The organism is Amycolatopsis sp. NPDC004747, from assembly GCF_053601335.1.
Map to the genome: position 1 here is coordinate 193,438 of NZ_JBSGBQ010000008.1, position 25,123 is coordinate 218,560.

Consider the following 25,123-nt stretch of genomic DNA (forward strand, 5'->3'; position numbering starts at 1 on the left):
TTAAGAACAACATCCCTTTTATCTTAGAACTAGGCATGAGCTTACTCTTATTCATTCTAGGTCAGATACTGCAGCAACCCACAACGCGCATCAATCAGCAGACAATTATCAATAATTATTATCAGCAAGAACAGAGCTCGCGTAGATCGGATAACTAGTTGGAGCTAGCCCACTCAGGGGGTAGTCGAGATCCTCTTCTCAATCTTGTCTAGCATTCGCATGAGAAGACTCGCCGTCATAACAGCCTCGGATGCTTCAGTCACATCATCAAAAGATACTTCCCGGTGACCGGATGGGTTGCGAAGTACCGCATAGGCTCCTCGGAATAACGCCATAGTGCCCTCAACCTCACCGGTCGGTGCGGCCGGATCGGCGAGCGGACCGCCAACCTTAAAAGCCTGAGTCATCATAGGTACACCGATCATCTCGTCACCATAACCGCAGAGTTTCCGTACTCGTACTTCAACAGCCTTGAGTGCGACAAATATCGCATTCTCATACTCACCCAGCAAGAATTGCCGTCGCGCCTTGCGCTCGATGAGCGGATGGAGATGGACCTGAAGTCGATTGACCGCCCAAACTTCTGAGATGGTCTTCTTTAGCGCTTCATGTCCCCATCGAGTGACAAAGATCGCGTTTGCGTCCGAGTTGGCAGGAGTATGAGCGATCATGCCCTGAGATCGAAGCCAGCCCATGGCTTCGGCGACTGCTTCTTGCGCCTGTTGGTTCCGCTGGTACCCAAGGTTGCGCGAATCCTGTTTGCAACTGTTTAGGTAGTTATTTGCATTCCATTCCTTAGTTTTAACAAGGTCAGCCAGGATCGCCAGAGCAAGTTCATCAACCGGCATGGCAAGCGCTTCGACTGCGGGAATATCTATCATGGCCGCATCATCTCACGCATCACTTCGATTTGCTAGCATGACACGTCCGAGCGAATTGGTCGCGTCCGAGACGTATGCGCAGATGACGAACTGTATAGTAGTAACATGAACAAAGTGTCACCAAAGAAGGCGCAATCATCGAGTGGGGATGTTCCCTCAGCGCTTGCGGCAGTCTCAATGCCATGGGTATTCACGCAGCGCGACCCACTCAAACTGAGTGACTTCATAAGCGAGGCGAAGAGGCGTGGATACGATCTCGATGACGCAACCATGCGGGAACTGTATCGTCATGGCCTACTTGTGCCCTTTGTGGCAATCTATGACCGGCGCGTTGAAGGGCAATCCGCTCTGGAGGTAGAGGAGCCGATTGCATACACTGGCACGCTGTTGACAGAGATTCGGAAAGCGCGAAGCAAGGGCGCCATTGAAGACCTTCAACAGACTACTTTTAAGCCACGTCTCCCCTTCGCGCGTGGGCAGCAAAGGTCTTCAAACTGGTGGAATGGCCTGATCTACTCATGGCATCAATTACAGTGCTTGCCCGCGCTGGAGCACACGCTCAGCGAGAGACGGCAACTCTCGCAAGGTCAGCGCATCAGGACAACCTTGCCGAAACCTGACTGGTACTTACTAGAGCGAGCTATTCGATTCAGGCGAATCGCGATTATGGCAACCGCACTGGAGGCTAGGTACTTACCTAACCTTGACCCGGAGCGCCTTCACTTTGTGAATGTTAGCCATGAGATATGGGATCGATACCGCGCAGAGTTTGACCCAGTCACCATCGGTAGCCAGCTTGGATATTCAGGCGAGCAAGCATATGACGATGCCGAATACCTCCTCGAAAAAGCTCAATGGATCGACCCGATACGAGGCGCATGGAGTTCGCTTATTCGACGTGCGCCACGGTCCTCATGGAGGGACCTTAAAGATAACGCCCTCTTGGCTATGGACATGCGGGAAACAGCCGAGATTCTACTTCGTTTCAGGGAAGACCTTGCTGGCCGTGATGCCGCAGAACCTTTGCCGGCTACCCCGTCGAAGGCCTGGCACCCGCTAACTGAGCGGCTGACCTATAGGAGACAGACCCTAGATCAGGACCTGGTACAGGTTGGACTGTCGCCTCATCCGCGAGTGGTGCTCGCGATTGAAGGCGAAAGCGAGCAGGTTCACGTCCCTAGGGTATGGAGCACACTTGGCTATCCCAATGCGCCTGAGCTGATGCGAGTACTTAACCTCCGTGGAGCAGATCGAGACCTTGAAAAGGTCGCCGCGTTAGCTGCTGCCCCTTTGGTAGGTGAACGCCGAACCGAAGACTACTGGGAGTTAATTAAGCCGCCGACATGCCTTATGGTCGCCGTTGATCCAGAGGGTAGCTACTTCGCGCCGCAACATGTCGAAAAGACACGCGCGAACATACTTACCGAGATCAAATTAGTACTGAGGGCGCAAGGTGCGGCGACAACAGACGAGGAGCTTGATCACCTCGTCAAGATCTTCACTTGGACAGAGTCTTGCTACGAATTTACACACTTTACTGATGCTGAACTCGCCGACGGAATTAGGGCTATCCATCAGACATGCGATGGGCTTAGTCGTGACGAGCTTATAGATCATCTTGCCGAAGTTCGAGCACGACGCGGAACCAAGAATCAGAAGACGGATATCAAGAACGTTTGGGGGCGATGGAGCTACAAACCAAGCAAGGTTGAGCTAGCCGAGCAGTTGTGGCCGGTACTAGAGGGCAAAATTAAGCTCTGCATGACCGATGCAAGCTCGGCAGCTCCGGAGATTGCCGAGATAGTCCAATTGGCCCATATGACTGCTCAGCACTGGCGTTACTATTCCTTCGTACTGACTGCAGTATGACAATCTAGCTCCAAGTCTGAACTGACAGTTCAGGCCTCAAGTTAGATGCCGAGATACGCTCTCGGCGGGGCGCCCTCCCTTCTCGGGGTTGGGGATGAGGTGTGCATTCATTGCTTGGTGTTAGCCCGCGACCGGCACGTGTCCGAAGGTTTGCTGCCCGAACGCGTTGTAGTAGAAATCGTAGTTCGGGCCGGGGCCGGCTACTACGATGTCACTCTCCTTGTCCGGTCGCTGCATGAGCGTCGGTGCGGAGGTGGCGGTGAAATCGCCGTTGACGTTGAGCCGGGTGAACGTCGAGGTGCCGAACACGTTGAAGTAGAAGTCCGGTCGCCCGTTCGGTCCAAGGACCGCCAGGTCGGACTCCCCGTTGTCCCGCTGGACCAGTGCTGGTGTCGAGTAGGCCGTGCCGCCTCCCGCGGTCAGCCGCGTGAAGTTGGGTTGGCCAAAGACGTTGTAGTAGAAGTCCAGGCTGTCGCCCGGTCCCCGTACTGCCACGTCCGACTCGCCGTTGGTTCGTTGGACGATCACGGGAGACGAGAAGGCCATCCCATCGCCAGCCACGACCAGGCGGTTGAAGGCTGAAGTCCCGAACACGTTGTAGTAGAAATCGAGCCGGTGGTTCGGGCCTTGCACCACGAGGTCGGATTCACCGTTACTGCCGCGCTGGATGATCGCAGGCGCGGAGAACGCCGTGTCCGGTCCGGCCGTGAGGCGGTTGAAGGTCTGCTGGCCGAAGACGTTGTAGTAGAAGTCTAGACTGTTGTTTGGACCCCTGACCACTACATCGGACTCGCCGTTTGCCCGCTGCACGATTGACGGTGCCGAGTAGGCCATGTTGTCGCCCGTGACCGCCAGCCTTGTGAACGTCGAGGTGCCAAACACGTTGTAGTAGAAGTCCAACCGGTGGTTAGGTCCCATAACAACGATGTCGGTCTCGCCGTTCGGCCGCTGGATGATCGCCGGAGCCGAGAACACTGTATTGTCCGGCGTGGCTGGAATGCGATTGAATGTCGGCTGACCGTAGGTGTTGTAGTAGAAATCGAGTCGGTTGTTGGGACCGACCGATACGACCACCGTCTCACCGTTGGAGCGCTGGAACGAGGCCGGCGCGAACGACACCTGGACCATCTTGCAGTTCGGTAGCTGCGGGTTCACCCCACCGCCTACGTCGATGCCGTAGGTGCAGACCTGGTGATTACCGATCCCGACGGTGTACTCGGCATAGTAAGCGTGGTTGGCCCCATAGTTGGGGAACGCCGCACCCACGTCCGGGCGCGGACCAATGGCTGTAGCGGCTCCTTGCAGGAGTCCGTCGATGTAGGTGTGAACCTGGATGGGACCAGTACCCGCATCCGGGTCGATGGCCCAACCTGCTACCGAGATCTTCGTCTGATCCGGTACCTGCTTGGCTTCGTCGAGTGAGCCGAAGGGGGCAACGTCAGGGCTAGGAGCCTGCATCGGCTGCGCCGCAACAACACCTGCAATACCTGGCAGCGAGACCGGTGCGAAGCGATCGGCGTTACCGCTCGCGGCACATGGCTCAAACCACACAACCGGGTCGTAAGCCGGAGTCGCAACCTTGCTCGCCAGATAGGAGCCGAGCAAGATCTGCGTACTCTTATAGAGAACCTGGTCGAGTACGCTAGACCGCAATGTGACGCCGAGGCAGTAGTTCTTGTATACGAGGGCGTTTGCCTCGTAGCCGACATATGCGCCAGCCCCGATACCTACGAGGCTTAATGCCTTTCGAAGCCCCTCGGAACGTACGGCGGAAATAATCATGGCTCCAACGCCGCTGATATTGCCCACAAGGAGTTCACTAGCCCCGGCACTTCCGATAGCTAGAGCCGCCGTGACGACGGTGCCAGTTCCGCCGCTAGTAAATCGCATCTCAAGGCCGTTGGTGCCCACGTAGTAGCGGCCGAAATCCCGGTCCCCAAACATGTAGGTTGGTGAGCCATCCGACTGAACCGGGATCTGGTGGTTGATGATCTGTGTATAGGCGTCTGGCCAGGTGTCGGCCTGGGCCGTTGGCGTCGCGACCCCAAAGATGGCGGCCAAGACGGCGAGGATTGTGGCTACCGAAGTAGCTATCCTCAATCTGCGCTTGCGCATCAAGACTCCCGCGATGTCAAAAAAACCGCTTGAGGCGCTCTCAAGCTAAAATACTTTAATTGATGTTGATCATGAAGTCAAAGTCTGCAGCTTTGCCGCTAGTTTTGTGGTTCTCTCGGTCGCAGGAGGTAGATCGCAAGTGCGGGAATCCAAATCACGAACAACCAAGGCCATTCGGTCATGATTTGACCTTGCTTAATGTAGAGCCAAATTATTGTTGCCAGTATGCCACTAGAGACAAGATTCCATTTTCTCGCCGAACTTCCAGCTGTTTTGTAGACATCTGCTCTCGGGTGGCGATATTCGCTGACGGTTTCGAATATGCCAAATATTAGGCCAAATACGTAGACCGTTATAAAGGCTGAGTGGTAGCTTAGACTGGTGAGCTTTTGGCCCGCCGGGGCGATTGCCAGGTCGAACCCCAGCACGGCAAATGCTAGAATTGGCCAACGCCATAACGCGCGATGGGCTGGGGCGATGTACTTGTAGATAGAGTTCAAGAAGGTTATTCCAAGATAAATTGTTTCAGTCGTATTTTGCTTGCAGATGGCTTTAATGTCAATGCATGCCAGGTGTTTCGGGTGTTTGCAAGGTACTGCCGCGCCGACCGTACGTTCCACCTTCGGAACGCCTGCCTCATGCGGGCACACTTGACGGCTGCAGTGACTGGCAGACTTTGATCCAGGTAACCAACCCCACAGGGTGACACCGGAACTCGATAGACTGACGAAATCACCCGGAATCAGTACAGAAATTCGAGATCGGACTATAATTACATCATGTCAGCATCTACCCGCGAAGAAGTTTTCGACAATCTTAAATCCCTGTTCGAAATGGCCAAGTCTGCGGCTAGGCAACGGATAGCTGACGTTAGCTGGCCCTCGACGGTTCCCACAGATCAGCTCCTGATTAAGCGTGACAGCAACCCTGGAACTTGGAAATCCAAGTGGCACCAAGCACAGCGGAATGTCCTAGCGCCCTCCTCTGGATTACCGACCCACAACCTATGGCCAGTACTAGACGAGCAGACTACGGCACAAGCCATGAAGTGCGCCGCCTGCATAGCAACCATGACCGGCAGAAATTTACCCTTCTGGTCACCCTTCGGCGCAACAAGTGGCGCCTTCCTTGCCCGCCCCCTTAGCGAAGGATACCCAGATTATCGCGAGTACGCCGACGACCCAACCGAATGGGTCCTCTACCGTGTCGTATTTCCAGCACTTAATTACCATCTCGGGACACTGCCGAGCGTTGACAGCGCCAACGAGTCGGCCGCCGAAGAGTTTGCCAATGACATATTAAGACTGGTTGAGCAGCCAAACCTGACCTATCAGGTGAGCGTACCCCTTTCAGGGTTATCGATCAGCGAGGAAGGTGACACTCCCTTAACCACTGGAAGAGCCACCATTCGAAAGCTCTCCGAACTTGAGCAAGGTGATCTGTTCCAAGCGTGGGGAATGAGCTCAGTGCTTGGAGGCGTGTCCCTCACGCTTCCCATGGTTATATTAGAGGCCCAGGTCAATACACCCCGCGATGCCGAACCCCCAGATACCCGAAACTTGCTGGATAGATGGTTGTGCGCCTTTCACTTACACGGATACAGCATTTCCGGCGGAGCATCGAAGTTTGAAGGCTTGCCCAAGTGGCGCATGTCTACATCCAACCATACACCCATAGCCAAAAACTCAGCGCCGGAAAAATGGTCATCACTCGACCTCAGTGATCTCCAGAGCCTCCTCCAGACAGTAACGCAACTTGGAAAGTACAATCTCGTGACGCCCGCTTCTCCACAAGACCTCGCTCTTCACCGATTCTATTCGGGAGCTGCGCGGCGCAATCCAGCAGATGCTATCTTGGATTTTGTCATTGCACTTGAGTCACTCCTGCTTCCCTACGACGAAAGTGCACGACATGGCGACCTGGGCTACCGCTTTCAGATTCACGGCGCGCACTACCTCAGCGAGAAGCCTAGCGATCGAGTAAACCTTGCAAAGAAGCTCACGGCCCTCTATGGACTGCGCAGTCGCCTGGTTCATGGCGGCAAGTACCCCACACCGGCCGAGATAAGTTCCGGCAAGCAGGTGGCAGATGAGCTGGCGCGACTTGGGTTGCGCCGAGCGCTTCGGGAAGGCTTCCCTACTGCCGCAACACTGAAGCAGATGGCACTCGGGCAGCTGACCTGACTTAGCATCGCAGATTTCGACCGCTCCGCCCGTAGCGCTCAGCCTTCGGCACTCCTGCCTGGTGAAGTCGATCGCGCACCGTCGTCTCCCCCACTCCGAACTTGGCCGCAATCTGGGCGTAAGTCCAGCCGGCCTTGTAGAGCTCAAGGGCAGCAGGCACGTCGTCAGGATGAAGTCCTGGGCTCGTCGTGACGACGCCACGAGCGCGGAGATGCTTGCCGACAGTGCCGCGATGAACACCGAAGCGCTCAGCAAGTTGGGCGATCGACTCCCCTGCCGCGTGAGCAGCCACGAGAGAAGCAACATCGGCGGAGCTCAGCTGCCGGGCAGTCCTGCTACTTTTAGTGCTATAATCACTACTATAAGTGATTGGTGGCCACGCCTCGGCCATTCTGACCAGGCGCTTTACCTGATGGGAAGGCCTTGAAAAGGCCTCAATCACCCCGACCGGCAGTCAGCCCGAGACCTCCGCAGGCGCGGAGGTCTCGGGCTCGGTACATGCTGTTATACGGAGTCGGACGACCACACGAACCGGGTGGTTGCGGCAACCGGCAGGGTGGCTACTTCGCTTTGGCGTTCTGGATGCCGAAGACGCCCGCGACGCAGGTTCCCCGGCACCCACGTCGGATAGTCGAGGTAGTCGGCGGCTGACCAGAACCGGTAGCTGACGAGTGCAAGGACGACCACCTCATCGACCCCGCCGCCGTTGGTCAGGCGAGCTGTTGTACCAGCAGCCGAGGGGCAGCATTTGGCCGCTTTCCATCCACCAGCGTCGCAATCAGTCGGCGTGCTCCACTTCGACCAGTTCGACGTCGGGCACCGGCGGGGCGAGCCGGTCTTGCAGGGTTGCGTGGCGGAACTGGTAAGCCGGGCCGATCGAGCGCAGCAGGTGCCGCCCGCGGGCGTCCTCGAGGAAGTGGCCCAGGCGGAGCGGGGTCCGGTAGCGGATCGTGAGGTAGATCTGGGCGACCATCGTCATCCAGGCTTGGGACACCAGCAGCCCCGCCACCAAGCCCATGGCGCCCCACGTCAGGAGTGACCAGAAGATGTCACCACCCGAGATCCACGGCGGTCTTTGCAGCTGACTGACCGTACCCATGAGCAACAGCCCGGCGACGCAGCCGACCATTTTCGACAGGAAATCACTTCGCCACAGATCCACCGGCGGCAGCCCGGTCGACCTGTCCGCCGCGGTCGATTCGGACAGCATCAACCCCAAAATGGTGATGACAAATCCGGTGACCAGCCCGTCGGATATCCCAAACGATATACCGATCAGTGTCCCCAGCAGAATTCCTCCCATCGCCGACGGCGCCACTGTCCTGAATCGCAAAATTCGATCGAAGAACTTCCGATCGAGCACAACCGGCCTGACCCCGTCCAGCATGCCGGCAGCGCACCCGCCCAACAGCCCGAGCAGGATGGGAACAACCCAGTCCGACAATGACACATCGTCATACGGCTGCATTTCACCGATCGAGGCAGGAATCAGGAGGCAGCCGGAAAGAACAGCTCCCATAAACGCACTGAGCGCAATTCGGACACCGCCTGGCAGCCAGCCGGGCATGGTCCACCATTGGAGATCCCGCGTCTTCCCGTCGCGCATGCGCTCGGCAATCAGGGTGAGCGTCCGCAACGCCGTAGCCGCGGAATAACGAGGGTGTACCTGTGTCGTGTACGCCGACTCGATCGCCTGGTCGAGCAGGTAGTCGGTCACGCTTGCCGCGTCCGGGAACCGCTCCGAGTCGAGCAGTTCATCCACCGCGCCCACCGAAGAACCCTCGACGGGGCGAGGTGGGTATATATCCCGGACCAGCGAGATGGTCAACGGGCTGGCCAGCGCGCGAGCCACCGGGCTCTCGGGACTGCCGTTGAGCGTCTCGACCAGATCCTGCCAGGGTTGCGGAGCCGGCTCGGTGATCCCCTGGACCAGGTACGTCGCCGCGTCCGCGGGGGTAGGTGGTTTGAGCTCCAGAGCGACCGCCCCGGCGAGGACTCCGTGGCCCACCGTTTCGAGGAGCTCGTCGGTCCGGGACAGCAGGACCAGCCGGACGGCGGTCTGCTGGCCGAGCACGCGCAACACCGCCGGGCGGGTCGGGGCCGGGATTTCGTCGAGGCCGTCGAGGAACACGGCCAAGCGGCCATCGCGCAGGAGGTCCGCAGTGCGGCGCCGGCCGCGACGTCCGGGCAACGCCGCCGACCCGGCCAGCTTGCCGGCGACCCAGTCCGGGAAGGATGTCCGATCGGGGTCCCACCCGTACAACGTGACCATCACCGGCACCGGGATCCGCGCGCGCCAGCCGGGCGATGTCTGCGTACGGCGGTAACGCAAGGCGTCGAGGAGCAACAACACCGCGGCCGAACTCTTGCCCGCTCCCGGACCGCCGACCAGGATCAGCCGGCCGGAGGCGAGGCCGCCGTAGATCCGGTGCAACGTCCGGTGGGTGCCTTCCCGGAGCTGGGCCCTCGTGACGTGGTCGATGCCGGGAAGCGGGTCGAAGGCGGCACCGCCTGCGTGTGGCTTCGTCGCCGCGGCCGCGGGGCCGGCGACCGGCTCCGGGCAGCGGCGCCACCGGATGGGCAGCGGTGCCGGCTGGAGCAGTCCCCGTTCCGCGGCCGCAGCTTCCCATTGTGACCGCATTTCGGCGGCGAGGTTGTCGACGATCCGTTCGACGTCCGCGCCGCGGATCTTCCGGCGGCTGCCGAGGAACTGCCCCAGTGCGATCACGATGCCGAGGGCCGCGAGGACGAATTGGCCGTACCCGCTGGCAATGCCGCGTTCAGCGGGCTCGAGGAAGGTCACCTTGAGCACCCACCACCCCAGTCCGGCCGCCACCAGGCCGATTCCGAAGCCCCGCCACCGACGATGCACCATGTCAACACAGTCGCTCGCCCACCGGCGCCCGTAACACCGGACACGAGAAGTGGCCCCGGCACGCTCCGGTCCGAGCGGTCACCCGGACTACGGCCGCACAGTCGCCAGCCAGGCCGACAACGTCTCCGCCAAGGCTTCCGGCTGCTCCTCCGGCGTGTGGTGGCCCGCCTTTTCCGGGCGGGCCACCACTTCCAGCGACGCGAACGTCGAAGCGCACCACTCCACCATCGACGGTGTCAGCATCGTGTCGAAGCCCGGCTCGAACGTCACCAGCAGCTTGGGCACCGACGGCGATGTCGCCAGCCAGCGGCCGAACGCCTCGATGCGGGCCACCACCTCGGGTGGCTCGCCGCCCAGTGGCATCGAACGGGTCCACTGCAAGACCGGGCGGTGGTCCTGGTCCGCGTACTCCGGCGGGAGGAACTTCTCGACGATGGACTCCCCAGCCCCGGCGTCTTGAGCGCGCGGAACAGCTCCGCTCCCGCCGGCGGGAACTCCTCCCACGTCATCGGCTTGAGCACCGCTTCCGTGAACGCCAAGGCGCGGACCCGCGACGGATGCCGGGACGCCCAGTCCGCCGCCAGGGCGCCGCCCCAGTCGTGGCCCACCAGGACCACGTCGGTCAGGGACAACGCGTCGAACCACGCGTCCAGGTGACGCGCGTGGTCGTCGAACGTGTACGCGATGTCCGGCCGCGGGGAGTCGCCCATGCCGATCAGGTCCGGGGCCAGCAAGCGGCCCGGCAGGGACCGCATCACGGTGCGCCAGAGGTGGGACGACGCCGGATTGCCGTGCAGGAACACCACCGGTGCGCCGGAGCCCGACGAACGGTAAGCCAGCCCGGTCACTTGAACGCCTCCGCGAAGCGCGAGGCCCACTCGGCGAAGGGGCGCGGCGGACGGCCCAAGACCCGCTCGACGTCCGGGCTCACCCGCTGCTCCGCCGGTGTCGGCGAGCCCAAGATGTCCAATGTGGACTCGGCGACCGGCGCCGGCATGAAGCCCAGCAGCACCGCGCGGGCTTCCTCGCGCTCCAGTGACACGAACCGCACCGGCTCGCCCACCGCCGCACCGATCGCCGCCGCCTGGTCGCGTGGGGACACCGGTGCCGGGCCGGTCAGCTCGTACGTCCTGCCCGCGTGCGCCGGCGACCGCAGGGTCGCCGCCGCCACCTCGGCGATGTCCTCCGGGTCGATCACCGGCAGGGCGACGTCGCCGAAGGGCGCCGCCACCTCGCGCGCCACGCGGACGCTCTCCGCCCACTGGAACGCGTTCGACGCGAAGCCGGCCGGGCGCAGGACCGTCCACTGCAGACCCGACGCCCGCACCGCCCGCTCGAAGTCCTCCGGGTGACGGCCCGTTCCCACGCCCTGCGAGGACAGCAGCACCACCCGCTCGACGCCGGCCTCGCGCGCCCGGTCCAGCACCGGCTCCAACGGACCCTGGAAGCCCGGCGGCGCCATCAAGAACACCGCCGAGACGCCCGAGAACGACAGCGAGCTCAACTCGGCCTGCCGCACCACGGCCCCGGGAGGCGCCGACGTGATCCGGCGGGACACCGCCGTCACCTCTTCGCCCTCCGACACCAACGCCCGCACCAGCGGGCTCCCGACGTTTCCCGTCGCTCCCACAACCATGATCATGGGAACGACGCTACATTCGAAGGGATAGTAGGTACCTAGAGGAAAGTAATGGCCGGAGGCCCGAACAGTGACCGAGACCACACCCGAGCTGGCCTGCCCGATCGCCCCGGTGGTCGACATCGTGTTCAGCCGGTGGACCACGCCCATCCTGTGGGCGCTCCACGAGTACGGCCGGCAGCGGTTCGTCGAACTGCAGCGCCGGATCACCACGATCACCCCGAAGGTGCTCACCCAGCGGCTGCGGCAGCTGGAGCGCGACGGCCTGATCACCAGGACCTACCACGCCGAGGTGCCGCCACGGGTCGAGTACGAGATCAGCGAGCTCGGCCGCAGCCTCGGCCCGCTGTTCGCGTCGCTCTCCCAGTGGTCGGGCAACCTCGGCGAGGTCGAAGCGGCCCGGCAGGCCTACGACGAACGCCACTACGGCGAAACGTCCAGGTAGTCGAGGTTCGCCGGGCCGTCGGCGGTCGTCGCCGTCACGCGGACCGTGTGCGGGCCCGACGGCACCGACATTGACCTGGTCACCGTGCTCCACGTCGTCCAGGCGCCGGTCGCCGGGAAGGGCACCGCCGCGGCGACCACCGTGCCGTCCACCGCGATGTCCACCGGGCGCGCCGCCGTCGTGCCGTTCGCGTAGCCGAACGCCAGCGTCGACGCCGGTCCCGTCACCTGCCATTCGACGTAGCTGCCGACGGCGTTGGCGCCGTTCGCGAAGCCGGTGCCGGAGAAGCCGGCGTGGTTCGAGTCGATCGTGCCGCCCGCCGACACCGTGGCCGACTCGGCTTCGTAGCGCGTCGAGCCACCGGAAGCCTTGGACACGCGGTAGAGCACCGTCGCGTGCGAGGGCACCGACGCGCTGATCGTGCCGGTGGTCGTCCGGGTGGCCTTGCTCCACAGGTCCTTCAGCGTGTACGAGGACGCGCCGCCGATCCCGGTCGCGGACGCCGTCGTGCTGATCGTCGCCGCCGCCGCCGTCTCGTTGGACAGCGCCACCGCGCGGTCGCCGTTCGCCAGCACCTTGCTGTACACGACGAGCCCCGAATTCGCGCTCAGCACCGTCGCCTGCTTGCCCAGCGGGTCCTGGTCGAGCGCGATGACGTCGGCGTTCTTGAGGATCGAGAAGTTGTCGTCCGACACCTTGCGCAGGTCACTGCCGATCAGCAGCGGTGCCGCCATCATCGCCCAGAGGCTGAAGTGGGTGCGGTACTCCGCCGCGGTCATCCCGCCGTTGCCGACCTCCAGCATGTCCGGGTCGTTCCAGTGACCGGGACCGGCGTACTGGGCGAGGCCGCGGTTGGTCTGTGCCTTGCCGATCATGCTCGACCACTTGTCGGAGATGTCACCGGTGGTGCGCCACAGGTTCCCGACCGGCTCCGCCCAGGTCCACGGCTTGTTCTGCCCCCATTCGCAGATCGAGTACGCGATCGGGCGGCCGGACTTCGCGAGGGCGTCGCGCATCGCCTTGTACCGCTGCTGCGCGTCGACGCCCTGGTTGTTGCAGTTGTCGTACTTCAGGTAGTCCACACCCCAGGAGGCGAACAGGTTCGCGTCCTGCTGCTCGTGGTTCAGCGCGCCGGGAAAGCCCGCGGTGTTGCAGGTCTTCGTGCCGGCGCTGGTGTAGATGCCGAACTTCAGGCCCTTCGCGTGCACGTAGTCGGCGAGCGCCTTGATACCGCTGGGGAACCGCGCCGGGTCGGGGACGAGGTTGCCCGCGGAGTTGCGGGACGGCAGTGCCCAGCAGTCGTCGATGTTGACGTAGGTGTAGCCCGCGTCCTTCAGGCCCTTGCTGACGAAGATGTCCGCGATGCCCTTGATCATCGTCTCGTTGAACTCGGCGCGGCACTGCGTCGAGTTCCAGTTGTTGAAGCCCATCGGTGGCGTGCGCAGCAACCCGTTTTCGAGGGCGAGCGCCTCGGGCGGGCTCACCACGAGACCGCTGGCCGCGATCGCGAACGCGGAGACCGCGATCGCGGCGCGCCGGAGTGAAGACATGCGTGCTCCCGGAGGTGGAGGGGACTTCCTCCGGTTAGTAAAGATTCCTGCCAATCCAGGCGTCAAGACGCGATGCACGAAACATCAGATATGACGCCTGGTCATCCCGGTCAGCGGTACCAGAGGCCGATGATCCCCATCTTCAGCGGCACGCCCCAGTGGCAGTCGTAGTCCCGGAACGGGTTGTTGGCCTCCTCCGCCTGCTCGGCCAGCCAGCACTGGGCCCGGCCGCCGATGTCGTCGGAGTAGGTCCGGCCGGTGAAGACCCAGTCGCCGTCGCGCAGCACGGGTGCGGCGGACGCGGTCGCCGGGGCGAACAGGGTCAGGGCCAGCGCTCCCGCGGCCAGCGCGCTCGCCGCGGACGTCTTCTTCGGCATTGCTTCTCCTTCGGGGTTGTTTCAGCGGCCGATCCCGGTCCAGGACAGGCCGGACCGCCGCACGGCGTCGGGATCGAGGTGGTTGCGGGTGTCGACGACGGGACCGGCGGCGAGCTCGCCGATCTGGCCCCAGTCGAGGCCGCGGAACTCCGGCCACTCGGTGAGCAGCACGATCACCGCGGCGCCCTTGACGGCCTGGTAGGGGTCGTCGGTGACCAGGATCCCGGGCACCTCCACCGAGACCGCGGGGTCGTAGGCGGCCAGCTCGGCGCCCTCCGCGGCCAGCAGGTCGGCGACGGCGAGGGCCGGGGAATCCCGGAGGTCGTCGGTCCCCGCCTTGAACGCCAGGCCCAGCAGGCCGATCCGCTTGCCGCGCAGCGAACCGCCCGCCGCCGCGCGGATCTTGCCGAGGACCCGTTCGCGCTGCCGGGTGTTCGTGTCGATGGTGGCGCCGAGCAGGGGGAACTCGACGCCCGCCACGCGTGCCACCTGGGCCAGCGCGTGGGTGTCCTTGGGCAGGCACGACCCGCCCCAGCCGGGCCCCGGCCGGAGGAACGACTGCCCGATCCGGCGGTCGTACCCCATGCCCTCGGTGACGTCGGCGATGTCCGCGCCGAGCCCCTCGCACAGCTCCGCCATCGCGTTGACGTAGGAGAGCTTCATGGCGAGGAAGCAGTTCGCCGCGTACTTCACCAGCTCCGAGCTGGCCGCGTCGGTGAGCACGGTCGGCGCGCCCAGCCGGGCGTACAGCGCGGCGACGCGCTCGGCCGCGTCCTGGGCGTCCGAGCCGACGACGATCCGGTCCGGGTTCAGGAAGTCGTCGACGGCCGAACCCTCGCGCAGGAACTCCGGGTTCGACACGACCGCGACGTCGTCCCGGCCGAGCAGCCGGGCCACCCGGGCCGCCGTGCCGACCGGGACCGTGGACTTGTTGACCACCACGCAGCCGCGCGGCAGCAGGGCACCGACCTCGGCGATGACCGACTCGACGGCCCGCAGGTCGGCGGCGCCGCCCTCGCCCATCGGGGTCGGGACGCAGAGGAACACGACCTCGGCGTCCCCGACGGCCTGGGCCGCGCCCAGGACGAACTCGAGCCGTCCCGCCGCGAGCCCGGCGGCGACCAGCTCGGGCAGCCGCGGCTCCGGGATGGGCACCCGGCCCGCCTGCAGGCGGGCCACCTTGGCCGCGTCCGAGTCCGCGCACACCACCCGGTGGCCGAGCGAAGCCAGGCACGCACCGGTCGTCAGCCCGACGTAGCCGGTGCCGACGACCGCGATCCTTCTGACGAACATCTCATCCCCCGGCCGCGGTCAGCGGTAGTCGTAGAAGCCGCGCCCGGTCTTCTTGCCGAGCAGGCCGGCGTCGGCCATGCGCAGCAGCAGCGCGGGTGGGGCGCAGGCGGGGTCCAGGAACTCTTCGTAGAGCGCGCGGCCGGCCCCGACGACCGTGTCCACGCCGATCAGGTCGATCAGGCGCAGCGGGCCCATCGGGTGGGCGCAGCCGAGCGTCATGCCCTTGTCGACGTCTTCGGCGGTGGCGAAGCCGGATTCGACCATGCGCGCCGCGGCCAGCAGGTACGGCACGAGCAGCGTGTTCACCACGAAGCCGGCCCGGTCCTGCGAGCGCACCACTTCCTTGCCGAGCACGCCGGTGACGAACGCTTCGGTGCGCGTCACCACGTCGTCGTCGGTCAGCAGCGACGCCGTGACCTCGACCAGCCGCATGACCGGTGCCGGGTTGAAGAAGTGGGTGCCGACGAACCGGCCCGGCCGGTTCATCGCCCCGGCCAGCCGGGTGATCGGGATGGCCGACGTGGTCGAGGCGAAGATCGCGTGCGGGTCGGTCACGTGGTCGTCGAGCTCCTTGAACAGCGCCGCCTTCTCCGGCTCGCTCTCCACGATCGCTTCGAGCACGAACTGCCGGTCGTGCAGGTCCGCCGGATCGGTGGTGAACTTGAGGAGGGCCAGCGCGGCGTCCCGCGCCTGCTCGGTGAGCTTGCCCGCCTCGACGGCCCGGCCGATCGACTTCAGCACCCGGCGCCGCCCGCGGGCCGCCGAGTCGGCGGTCCTGGCCAGCACGAGCACGTCGAGCCCGGCCCGCGCGCACGTCTCGGCCAGTCCGGCACCCATGACGCCGCAGCCGGCGACCCCGATCCGGGTGATCTCCCCGCTCATGCCGCCTCCGTCCAGCGCAGCAGGCAAGTCCCGGTGGACATGCCGCCGCCGAACCCGCTGAGCAGCACCAGGTCGCCGCCGGCGATGGCGCCGGACTGCACCCCGGCGTCCAGGGTCACCGGGACCGAGGCGCTGCCGGTGTTGCCGTAGTCGGCCAAGGTCGTGTGGGTTCGCGCGCCCTGCAGGCCGCAGGCTTCGACCAGCTCGGCGAGCAGCCTGCCGTTCGGCTGGTGCGGCACGAAGTGGTCGATCTCGTCCGGCCGCACCCCGGCGCGCGCGAGCAGCTTGGCGATGGCCGGCGGCACCTGTTCGAGCACGAAGTCCCGCACGGCGCGGCCGTTCATCTTGATCGTGTGGCCGAGGTCGGCCGCGGTTTCCGCCGTGGTCGGCCGCCTGCTGCCGCCGGCTTCGACGATGATCAGGTCCGCCGACCCGCCGTCGGTGGCCATGTCGACGTCGATGATGCCGCCGTCGGGCACCTCCCCGATCACCGCGGCACCGGCACCGTCGCCGAGCAGCACGGAGATCCGGCGGTCCCGGTAGTCCAGAAACCGCGAGTACACCTCCGCGGCGATCACCAGCACGTGGGCGCCGGGCCGGGTCGCGATCAGGCTCTGGGCCAGCGCGGTGGCGTGCACGAAACCCGCGCAGACGACGTTGATGTCGAACGCGGCCGCGCCGTAGGCGCCCAGCGCCTGCTGGACCCGGCAGGCGGTCGGCGGCTGCGGGTGGTCACCGGTCGACGTGGACACGATGACGAAGTCGAGCTGCCCGGCCGAGATCCCGGACGTCTCGAGCGCGCGCTCCGCCGCCCGCACGGCCAGGTCCGAGGCCGCCTGGTTTTCGGCGGCGTGGCGCCGCGCCTTGATGAGGGTCTTGGTCTCGATCCAGTCCGCGGTCGCCCCCGGGACCCAGGTGACGAGCTCTTCGTTGGTCACGATCCGCGAGGGCAGGTACGAACCGGTGCCCAGGATGCCGATGCCCATTGCGTTCCCCTTCACGCCGTCCAGCCCGTCAACCGGAGCCGGGCCGGGTTGAGCCGCTCCTCGCCGATCCGCGCGCGCAGGTCCGGGTCGGTGATCCCGAGGCCCGGGCGGGGCGCCTGGCACAGCACGCCGACCTTGCCGAAGTGGCTGTTCTCCTGCACCTGGCGGGCCGCTTCGGCCACTTCGGACAGCGGGTAGAGCGCCGACAGGGCGGGGACGACGTGCCCCATGGCGAAGAGGCGGTTGCATTCGGTGGCTTCGAGCAGGTTCGACGCGTGGCTGCCGATCACCCGCTTCAGCCGCATCCACAGGTACCGGTTGTCGTAGCCGTGCTGGTACCCCGAGCTCGAGCCGCAGGTGACGATCGCCCCGCCGCGCCGCAGCACGAACATCGACACGCCGAACGTGGCGCGGCCGGTGTGTTCGAACACGACGTGCGGGTCCTCGCCGGTCTCGCGGCGGATGATGCCGCCGAGGCGCTTGCCCACCTTGACCACCTCGGCCGGGTCGTCGGCCGTGCGGCCGGTCAGCCCCAGCTCGGTGCGGTCGATCACGACGTCGCAGCCGAGCCGGCGGACGAACTCCGCCTTGTCGCCGGAACTGACCACCCCGACGGGGATCCCGCCACCGTTCTTCACGAACTGCACCGCGTACGCGCCCAGACCGCCCGCCGCGCCCCAGATGAGCACGACGTCGCCCTGCTTGATCCGGGCCCCGCGCTCGCCGACGAGCATCCGGTACGCGGTTCCGGCGCACAGCGGGTTGGCCGCCGCCTCTTCCCAGCTCAGGTGCGCCGGCTTCGGCAGCAGCTGGCTGGCGCGCACGATCGAATACTCGGCGAGGGAACCGAAGTTGGTTTCGAAACCCCAGGCGCGGTGGTCGCCGAGCATGGCGTCGGCCTGTGCCTCCGGCTCCTCCGGGTCGACCTGGATCGGGTTCACGACCACGTGGTCGCCGACCTTCCAGCGGCGCACGTTCGAACCGGTCCGCACCACCACGCCGGCGGCGTCGGAACCGACCACGTGGTAGGGCTGGTCGTGCCGTGCCGCCCAGCCGCCCTGCTTCCCGTACTGCGCCAGGAACTTGAAGGTGGGCATCGGCTCGAACATCGACGACCACACGGTGTTGTAGTTGATGGCGGCGGCCTGCACGCCGATCAGCACCTCGTCGGGTGCCGGCTCGGGCATCGGCACGCGGCCGACGCGCAGCGACTTGCGGACGTCCTTGTCGGCGACTCCGCGGAACATGTCGACGTCCTCGACGCGCAGGTGCGCGGCCACGTACTCGGCCGGGAGCGCGGCGTTCGCCGGATCGGCGAACGCGGCGCCGACCGGCGGTGCGGTTACCAAAGAAGTCATCGGGCCCCTATCAGAAATTCGGTTGAGCGACCGAGAACTCGCTCGAGGAGAATTCGCCGTCCGGCCGCGCGTGCCAACCCCGGCGCCTGGCGGGTGGGAGAAACCTCCCGCTCCTGGGGCCCGGCAAGGGAAACGCTACCCACGCGGCCGCCTGCCGGACACCCCTGATCACCGGGCGCCCACCCCCTCAACCGCCCCAGGGGCCGCTCGGCCACCTCAAGCCGGCCGCCCCGGCAATGCGGCAGTTCGGCTCAGGCGGTCGCCGGGGTCACCACTGGTCGGCTTCGTCTTCGTCGCGCCGGACGCGGCTCGCCCGGCGCAGGTCGGCCTCGACCATCATTTCGATGAGCTCCCGGAACCGCACCGAAGGTTTCCAGCCGAGTTCGGCTTCGGCCTTGCTCGCGTCGGCGCACAGAGTGTCCACTTCGGCCGGCCGGACCAGCTGCGGGTCGAGGTAGACGTAGTCGTGCCAGTCCAGCCCGACCGCGTCGAACGCGGTGCTGAGCACGTCCTTGACCGAGTGCATCTCCCCGGTGCCGATGACGTAGTCCTGCGGCTGTTCCTGCTGCAGCATCAGGTGCATCGCCTCGACGTAGTCGCCGGCGAACCCCCAGTCGCGCTTGGCGTCCAGGTTGCCCAGCGGCAGTTTCGCCTGCTGGCCCAGGCTGATCCGCGCGGCGGCGAGGGTGATCTTGCGGGTGATGAACTCGGTGCCGCGGCGGGGTGACTCGTGGTTGAACAGGATGCCGGAGACGCCGAACACCCCGAAGGACTCCCGGTAGTTCTTGGTGATGAAGTGGCCGTAGGTCTTGGCGACGCCGTACGGGCTGCGCGGGTGGAAGATGGTCCGTTCGTGCTGCGGCGTCTCGGCGACCTTGCCGAACATCTCCGAAGAGGACGCCTGGTAGAACCGGATCTGCCGGCCGGTGGGCGTGCGCGAGCCGCCGAAGCCGCTGACCATCCGGATGGCTTCGAGCATGCGCAGGACGCCGAGGCCGGTCACGCCGCCGGTGAGTTCGCTCTGCTGCCACGAAAGCGGCACGTAGGAGATGGCGGCGAGGTTGTAGACCTCGTCCGGCTGGGCGAGGTCGATCGCCTTGACCAGGCTGCTCTGGTCGAGCAGGTCGCCTTCGACCAGCTTCACCTCCGACAGCAGGCGGTCGATCCGCGAGCGGTGCGGGTTCGCCTGCCCCCGGATCACGCCCCAGACCTCGTAGCCTTCGGCGAGCAGGTGCTCGGCGAGGTAGGAACCGTCCTGGCCGGTGATCCCGGTGATCAACGCCGTTTTCGTCATGGTCGTCCCCAGCTTCGTTCGTCTCGGTGGGAGCTCAGCCGATTCCGGCGAGCCATTCGTCGACCGCGTCCGCGGCCGTTCCGGCGTGATCGCGCATCATCGTGAAGTGGTTTCCCGGCACGTCGATCACCGTGTGCGGAAAGTTCAGGGACGCCCGCCACGCGCCGTCTTCGCCGTCCCAGGCGCCGAGCGGCTCGGTGGCGCGCAGGAGCAGGGTCGGCGCGGCGGTGGGCTCGGGCAGCCACGTCTCGAAGAGCTTCGCGTGCGCCGCGCCCGCGGTGAGCCGGGTGTCGTCGAGCGCGACGAACGCGCCGTCCCGCTCGAGCACGCCGCCGGTCAGCTCCCGTTCCCAGGTCAGGATCGAGCTCATGGTGTCGGAGCCGTACATGTCGCCGAGCACCACGGCCGCGGGGCCGCAGCCGCGGGCTTCCAGGTGCGAGGCGAGCGCTTGGGCGACCACCGCGCCGCCGGAGTGCCCGAGCAGCGCGAACGGCTCCCCGCCCGCCAGGTCCAGCACGGCGGCGGCCTGCACGTCCAGCAGCGCCGCGAGGTCGGCGGCCACCCGCTCGCCGGGCCGGTACCCGGGCAGCGGCACCGCCCAGACGTCCCGCTTCCCGCGCAGGCCGCCCGCGAACCGGACGAACTCGTGCGGTCCCGCCGCCGCGACGAAGCCGCAGCAGGCGATCACCTTGAGCGGCGCCCCGCCTTCCGCCAGGCGGACCGGCGGGGGCACCGGGGTTTCGCCGGGTTCGCGGTAGACCGGGCGGAAGCCGGCCAGGGCGGTGAGCCCGAGCGTGAACTCCCCCGCCCGGCCGGTGCGGACGGCCTCGCGGAAGAGCTCGCCGAGCCCGTCGTGCCCGGCCGGTTCCGCGCTCCCGCCCCCGAGTTCGGTGCTCAGCCGCGCGGCCAGCTCACCCGGCGTCGGGTGTTCGAAGACGACGCCGGGTGCCAAGGTGAGCCCGGTGCCCGCCGCGAGCCGGTTGCGCAGTTCCATCGCGGTCAGCGAGTCGATGCCCAGTTCGGCGAACGGCCGGCCGGTTTCGACCAGGTCGGGGCTCGGGTAGCCGAGCACGGCGGCCGCTTCGGTCCGGACCAGCGCCAGCACGGACGCCTCGTCGAGCGCGCGCAGGACCGGCGCCGCCGCCGGGGCCGGGCGGCCGACCAGCTCGTCGTAGCCGTGGTTCTGCGGCGAGCCGGCGACGATGGCGGTGAACCGGGTCCAGTCCACATCGGCCACCAGTGCGGTGGCCGCGCCGCCGCGCAGCACGTGGCCGAGCGCGTCGACCGCGCGCACCGGCGGCATCGGGCGCAGGCCGAGCCGCGCGGCTTGGCCGGCCATGACGTCTTCGCCGCCGTCGTCCCACAGGCCCCAGGCGATCGAGGTGGCCGGCAGCCCGGTGGCGCGGCGGTAGTCGGCGAAGGCGTCCAGGAACGCGTTCGCCGCGCCCTTGGCGCCCTGCCCGCCGACGCCGCACGTCCCGGTGAGGGAGGAGAACAGCACGAACGCGTCGAGGTCGAGCTCGCGGGTCAGCTCGTGCAGGGTGACCACCATGCCGGACTTGGCCGCCAGCGTCGTGTCGAGCCCGGCCGGGTCGAGGGTGCCGAGCACGCCGCCGTCGAGCCCGCCCGCGGCGTACACGACGGACCGGACCTGGTCGCCGTCGGCCGCGAGGCCGGCGAGCAGCTCGCCGAGGGCGTCGGCGTCGGTGGCGTCGCACGCGGCGAGGCTGACCCGGACGCCCGCGGCCTTCAGCTCCGCCTCCAGTTCGGGGTGGCCCGCGCCGCGCCGGGAGACCAGGACCAGGTGCCCGACCCCGCTCGCGGCCAGCCAGCGCGCGGCGTGCACGCCGATCGAGGCCGCCCCGCCGACGACCAGCGCGGTGCCCGACAGCGCGACGGGTTCACCGGACGACGGCGGGGCCGGCCGCAGCCGCCGCCCGAACACGCCTTCCGGCCGGATCGCCAGCTGGTCCTCCGCCGCCGCGCCGGCCAGCACCGCGGCCAGCCGGGCGCCGGCGCGTTCGTCCAGCCGGGACGGCAGGTCGACGAGCCCGCCGGCCAGGCCGGGGTACTCCAGGGCGACCACCCGGCCCAGGCCCCACGCCTGGGCGCCGAACGGGTCGGTGAGCGGATCGGCGGGGCCGGTGCTCACCGCGCCGGCCGTGACCGTCCACAACGGAACGCCGGTCGTGGTGTCGCCCATCGCCTGGACCAGCGCGAGCAGCTCGGCCGGGCCGGAACCGGGCACGAAGGCCGCGACGACGCCGTCGATGTCGCCCGCGTCCCGCAGTGCCGCGGCGAGGTCGGCCCGGGTCGCCCCCGGGGTGAAGGTGACGGCGTGCACGTCGGCGCCGTGCCGCTTGAGCGCGAGTTCGACGTCGGCGACCGGCTCGCCACCGTCCACACCGGACACCACCACCCAGGTGCCGGACAGCGACCGGCCGCCGGGGACCACCAGCGGCACCCATTCGGTGCGGTGGGCCCAGCCGGCGGCGGCCCGTGCGGCCCGCCGCGGCCAGTGGCGTTCACGCTGGAAGGCGTAGGTGGGCAGGTCGACGGCACGCGCGCCGGACGGCTCGAAGAGCCGCTCCCAGGCGACCGGCAGGCCGCGGGTCCACGCCTCGCCGAAGGCGGTCAGCAGCTGGGGCACGTCGCCGTGGTCGCGGCGCAGGGTGGGCAGCACGGTGCCGGCGTCTTCCAGGGTCTGCTGGATCCCGAGGGTGAGCACGGGGTGCGCGGACGCTTCGACGAACGCGGTGTGCCCGGCGGCCGCGGCGGCGCGGACGGCGTCCTCGAAGCGGACGGTCGCGCGCAGGTTGCGGTACCAGTACCCGGCGGTCAGCTCGGCGGTGTCGATCGGGCCGCCGGTCAGCGTCGAAAAGAAGGTGGTGTCCACAGTGGAGGGTTTGACCGCGACGAGGTCGGCGAGGATCCGGTCGCGGATCGCCTCGACCTGGGGCGAGTGCGAGGCGTAGTCGACGGGGACGCGGCGAACCCGGACACCTTGGGCTTTCCACCGTTCCTGCGCCTCGTCGAGGGCGGTGACCTCGCCCGAAACGACGGTCACCGACGGCCCGTTCACCGCCGCCACGGCCAGCCGCGGGTCGAGTGCGTCTTCGACCTCGGCGACCGGCAGGGGCACCGACAGCATCCCGCCGGTGCCCGCCAGCTCGGTGATGGCTTTGGCGCGCAACGCGACCACGCGGGCACCGTCCTCGAGGGACAGTGCTCCGGCGACCACCGCGGCGGCGATCTCGCCCTGGGAGTGCCCGATCACCGCGGCCGGCTCGACGCCGGCCCACCGCCACAGCTCGGCCAGGCAGACCATCACCGCCCAGAGCAGGGGTTGCACCACGTCCACCCGGTCCATGGCCGCCGGGTCGGCCGAGCGGGCCACCCCGGTCAGCGACCAGTCCACAAAGGAGGTGAGGGCTTCCTCGCACTCGGCCCACCGGGCGGCGAAGACGGGCGAGGTGTCGAGCAGCTCGACGGCCATGCCTGCCCATTGCGAGCCTTGGCCGGGGAAGACGAGCACCGGCCCCGGCCCGACACCGGCGACGGTCCCGGTGACAACGCCGGGCGCGGCCACCCCGGCGGCGACGGCGGACACCCCGGCGGCCAGCTCGGCCCGCCCGGCACCGACGACCACCGCCCGCCGTTCCAGCTCGGCCCGGGTGACGGCGAGCGAGAGGCCGACATCGGCGGTCCGGAGGCCGGGACGTTCGGTGAGGTGACCGGCGAGCCGATCGGCTTGCGCCCGCAGGGCGGTTTCGGTCTTGGCGGAGAGCAGCCACGGCACGGCGGCGGGCATCTCGGCGGCGGGCACTTCAGCGAGGGCAGGTCCGGCCGCGGCGACCAGATCGGCGGCGGGCGAGCCCGGCCCGGCCCGATCGGCAGCGGCAGGCGGCACGGTCACGGACAGGTTGGCCACGGGCAGCTCCTCCCCGACCCGGTCACCACCGGCCGGCGGCGCGGCCCGGTCGGTGTCCGTGGCCGGTGGCTCCTCGATGATCACGTGCGCGTTCGTTCCGCTGATCCCGAACGCCGACACCCCGGCCCGCCGCGGGCGTCCGGCCGGCTGCCACGGGCGCTCCTGCGTGAGCAGCTCCACCGCGCCCGCCGACCAGTCCACGTGGCTGGTCGGCGTTTCCGCGTGGAGGGTGCGCGGCAGCACTCCGTGCCGCAGGGCCTGGACCATCTTGATCACCCCGGCCGCGCCCGCCGCCGCCTGGGTGTGGCCGATGTTGGACTTCACCGAACCCAGCCACAGCGGGCGGTCGCGGTTCTGGCCGTACGTCGCCAGCAGGGCCTGCGCCTCGATCGGGTCGCCCAGCACCGTGCCCGTGCCGTGCGCCTCGACCACGTCGATGTCCGATGTGGACAGGCCGGCCGCCGCCAGTGCCTGGCGGATCACCCGTTGCTGGGCCGGGCCGTTCGGGGCCGTGATGCCGTTGGACGCGCCGTCGGAATTGACCGCGGAACCGCGGAGCACGGCCAGCACCCGGTGGCCGTTGCGGCGGGCGTCCGACAGGCGCTCCACCACCAGCAGGCCGAGCCCTTCGGAGAACGCCGTGCCGTCGGCCGCGTCGTCGAACGCGCGGCAGCGGCCCGAGGCCGACAGGCCGCGCTGGCGGGAGAACTCGAGGAACGCCATCGGCGTGCACATCAGCGTCACCCCGCCGGCCAGCGCGAGCGAGCATTCGCCCGCCCGCAGGGCCTGCGCCGCCAGGTGCAGCGCGACCAGCGACGACGAACACGCCGCGTCGACCGTGACCGCCGGGCCGACCAGGCCGAGTGCGTAGGCGAGACGGCCCGAGACCATGCTCGACGCGTTGCCCGTGCCGACGAACCCGGCGGCCGGCTCGTCCGACGCCAGCAGCACGCTGCTGTAGTCCTGGCCGCTGTAGCCGATGTAGACGCCGACGGGCTCCTTCTTCAGCGAGCTCGGGTCGATCCGCGCGTGCTCGACCGCCTCCCAGGTGGCCTCCAGCAGCAGCCGCTGCTGGGGGTCCATCGCCAGCGCCTCCCGCGGCGAAATCCGGAAGAAGCCGGCGTCGAAGTCCGCGGCGTCGTACAGGAAGCCCGACTCCCGCGCGTAGCTCGTGCCCGGGTTGTCCGGGTCGGGGTGGTAGAGCGCGTCCAGGTCCCAGCCGCGGTCGGCGGGGAACGCGCCGATCCCGTCGCCGCCGTCGGCCACCAGCCGCCACAGGTCGTCCGGGGTGCGGACGCCGCCGGGGTAGCGGCAGCTCATCCCGACGATGGCCACCGGCTCGTGCGCCCTCGCCTCCAGCCGGTCGATCCGGCGGCGGGCCTGCTGCAGCTCGCCGATCGTGCGCTTGAGGTACTCGCGCAGCTTGCCTTCGTTCTCCGTCACGT

At 67.1% G+C, this 25,123-nt stretch carries 19 protein-coding genes; 3 read left to right on the plus strand and 16 right to left on the minus strand.

Annotation, left to right across the window (positions count from 1 at the left end):
• Positions 1-173 precede the first annotated feature (173 nt).
• Positions 174-881 carry a TIGR02391 family protein gene (locus ACWEGE_RS15680; RefSeq protein ID WP_449661131.1) on the minus strand — a complete coding sequence of 236 codons (708 nt, stop codon included), beginning with the start codon at positions 879-881 and terminating at the stop codon, positions 174-176.
• A 105-nt stretch (positions 882-986) separates the two neighbouring features.
• Between ACWEGE_RS15680 and ACWEGE_RS15685 the strand changes: the two genes are divergently transcribed.
• Positions 987-2,750 carry a hypothetical protein gene (locus ACWEGE_RS15685; RefSeq protein WP_449661132.1) on the plus strand — a complete coding sequence of 588 codons (1,764 nt, stop codon included), beginning with the start codon at positions 987-989 and terminating at the stop codon, positions 2,748-2,750.
• 120 nt (positions 2,751-2,870) lie between these two features.
• Here the strand turns inward: ACWEGE_RS15685 and ACWEGE_RS15690 are convergent, their stop codons facing one another.
• Positions 2,871-4,865, minus strand: coding sequence for a hypothetical protein (locus ACWEGE_RS15690; RefSeq protein WP_449661133.1), 1,995 nt, complete (start codon positions 4,863-4,865; stop codon positions 2,871-2,873).
• A gap of 98 nt (positions 4,866-4,963) precedes the next feature.
• Positions 4,964-5,485 carry a hypothetical protein gene (locus ACWEGE_RS15695; protein ID WP_449661134.1) on the minus strand — a complete coding sequence of 174 codons (522 nt, stop codon included), beginning with the start codon at positions 5,483-5,485 and terminating at the stop codon, positions 4,964-4,966.
• Between the two features lie 159 nt (positions 5,486-5,644).
• On the opposite strand from ACWEGE_RS15695, the gene ACWEGE_RS15700 reads away from it, so the two are divergent.
• The gene (locus ACWEGE_RS15700) at positions 5,645-7,048 is read left to right on the plus strand and encodes a hypothetical protein (RefSeq protein ID WP_449661135.1); all 1,404 of its coding nucleotides are present in this window, start codon (positions 5,645-5,647) and stop codon (positions 7,046-7,048) included.
• A 1-nt stretch (position 7,049) separates the two neighbouring features.
• On the opposite strand, the gene ACWEGE_RS15705 is transcribed toward ACWEGE_RS15700, so the two are convergent.
• From ACWEGE_RS15705 to ACWEGE_RS15725, 5 genes are all read right to left on the minus strand, one after another.
• The gene (locus ACWEGE_RS15705) at positions 7,050-7,439 is read right to left on the minus strand and encodes a helix-turn-helix domain-containing protein (RefSeq protein ID WP_449661136.1); all 390 of its coding nucleotides are present in this window, start codon (positions 7,437-7,439) and stop codon (positions 7,050-7,052) included.
• A gap of 387 nt (positions 7,440-7,826) precedes the next feature.
• The gene (locus tag ACWEGE_RS15710) at positions 7,827-9,851 is read right to left on the minus strand and encodes a hypothetical protein (RefSeq protein WP_449661137.1); all 2,025 of its coding nucleotides are present in this window, start codon (positions 9,849-9,851) and stop codon (positions 7,827-7,829) included.
• 159 nt (positions 9,852-10,010) lie between these two features.
• Entirely contained in the window at positions 10,011-10,208 is a 198-nt protein-coding gene (locus ACWEGE_RS15715; RefSeq protein ID WP_449661138.1) for a hypothetical protein, read from the minus strand.
• The gene (locus ACWEGE_RS15720; protein ID WP_449661182.1) at positions 10,190-10,678 is read right to left on the minus strand and encodes an alpha/beta fold hydrolase; all 489 of its coding nucleotides are present in this window, start codon (positions 10,676-10,678) and stop codon (positions 10,190-10,192) included. The genes ACWEGE_RS15715 and ACWEGE_RS15720 overlap by 19 nt, the downstream gene beginning before the upstream one ends.
• Positions 10,679-10,767: 89 nt before the next feature.
• Positions 10,768-11,565 (minus strand): NAD(P)H-binding protein, encoded by a 798-nt coding sequence (locus tag ACWEGE_RS15725; RefSeq protein ID WP_449661139.1) that lies wholly within the window; start codon positions 11,563-11,565, stop codon positions 10,768-10,770.
• A 67-nt stretch (positions 11,566-11,632) separates the two neighbouring features.
• On the opposite strand from ACWEGE_RS15725, the gene ACWEGE_RS15730 reads away from it, so the two are divergent.
• Positions 11,633-12,007, plus strand: coding sequence for a winged helix-turn-helix transcriptional regulator (locus ACWEGE_RS15730; protein WP_449661140.1), 375 nt, complete (start codon positions 11,633-11,635; stop codon positions 12,005-12,007).
• Here the strand turns inward: ACWEGE_RS15730 and ACWEGE_RS15735 are convergent.
• The 8 genes from ACWEGE_RS15735 to ACWEGE_RS15770 form a co-directional block, all read right to left on the minus strand.
• A complete protein-coding gene (locus ACWEGE_RS15735) occupies positions 11,986-13,557 on the minus strand; it encodes a carbohydrate-binding protein (RefSeq protein WP_449661141.1) in 1,572 nt (523 codons plus the stop codon). The two genes, ACWEGE_RS15730 and ACWEGE_RS15735, sit on opposite strands and share 22 nt — an antisense overlap.
• A 110-nt stretch (positions 13,558-13,667) precedes the next feature.
• Positions 13,668-13,934, minus strand: a complete 267-nt coding sequence (locus tag ACWEGE_RS15740; protein ID WP_449661142.1) for a hypothetical protein — start codon at positions 13,932-13,934, stop codon at positions 13,668-13,670.
• Positions 13,935-13,955: 21 nt separating this feature from the next.
• Entirely contained in the window at positions 13,956-15,227 is a 1,272-nt protein-coding gene (locus tag ACWEGE_RS15745; RefSeq protein WP_449661143.1) for a UDP-glucose dehydrogenase family protein, read from the minus strand.
• An 18-nt stretch (positions 15,228-15,245) separates the two neighbouring features.
• On the minus strand, positions 15,246-16,109 hold the full coding sequence (locus tag ACWEGE_RS15750; protein ID WP_449661144.1) for a 3-hydroxybutyryl-CoA dehydrogenase: 864 nt from the start codon (positions 16,107-16,109) through the stop codon (positions 15,246-15,248).
• Positions 16,106-17,095, minus strand: coding sequence for a 3-oxoacyl-ACP synthase III family protein (locus tag ACWEGE_RS15755; RefSeq protein ID WP_449661145.1), 990 nt, complete (start codon positions 17,093-17,095; stop codon positions 16,106-16,108). The genes ACWEGE_RS15750 and ACWEGE_RS15755 overlap by 4 nt, the downstream gene beginning before the upstream one ends.
• A gap of 11 nt (positions 17,096-17,106) precedes the next feature.
• Positions 17,107-18,453 carry a crotonyl-CoA carboxylase/reductase gene (gene ccrA / locus ACWEGE_RS15760; protein ID WP_449661146.1) on the minus strand — a complete coding sequence of 449 codons (1,347 nt, stop codon included), beginning with the start codon at positions 18,451-18,453 and terminating at the stop codon, positions 17,107-17,109.
• A 268-nt stretch (positions 18,454-18,721) separates the two neighbouring features.
• Positions 18,722-19,747 carry a GDP-mannose 4,6-dehydratase gene (locus ACWEGE_RS15765; RefSeq protein WP_449661147.1) on the minus strand — a complete coding sequence of 342 codons (1,026 nt, stop codon included), beginning with the start codon at positions 19,745-19,747 and terminating at the stop codon, positions 18,722-18,724.
• Between the two features lie 34 nt (positions 19,748-19,781).
• Positions 19,782-25,121: an SDR family NAD(P)-dependent oxidoreductase gene (locus tag ACWEGE_RS15770; protein WP_449661148.1), complete on the minus strand. Its 5,340-nt coding sequence runs from the start codon at positions 25,119-25,121 to the stop codon at positions 19,782-19,784.
• Positions 25,122-25,123 lie beyond the last annotated feature (2 nt).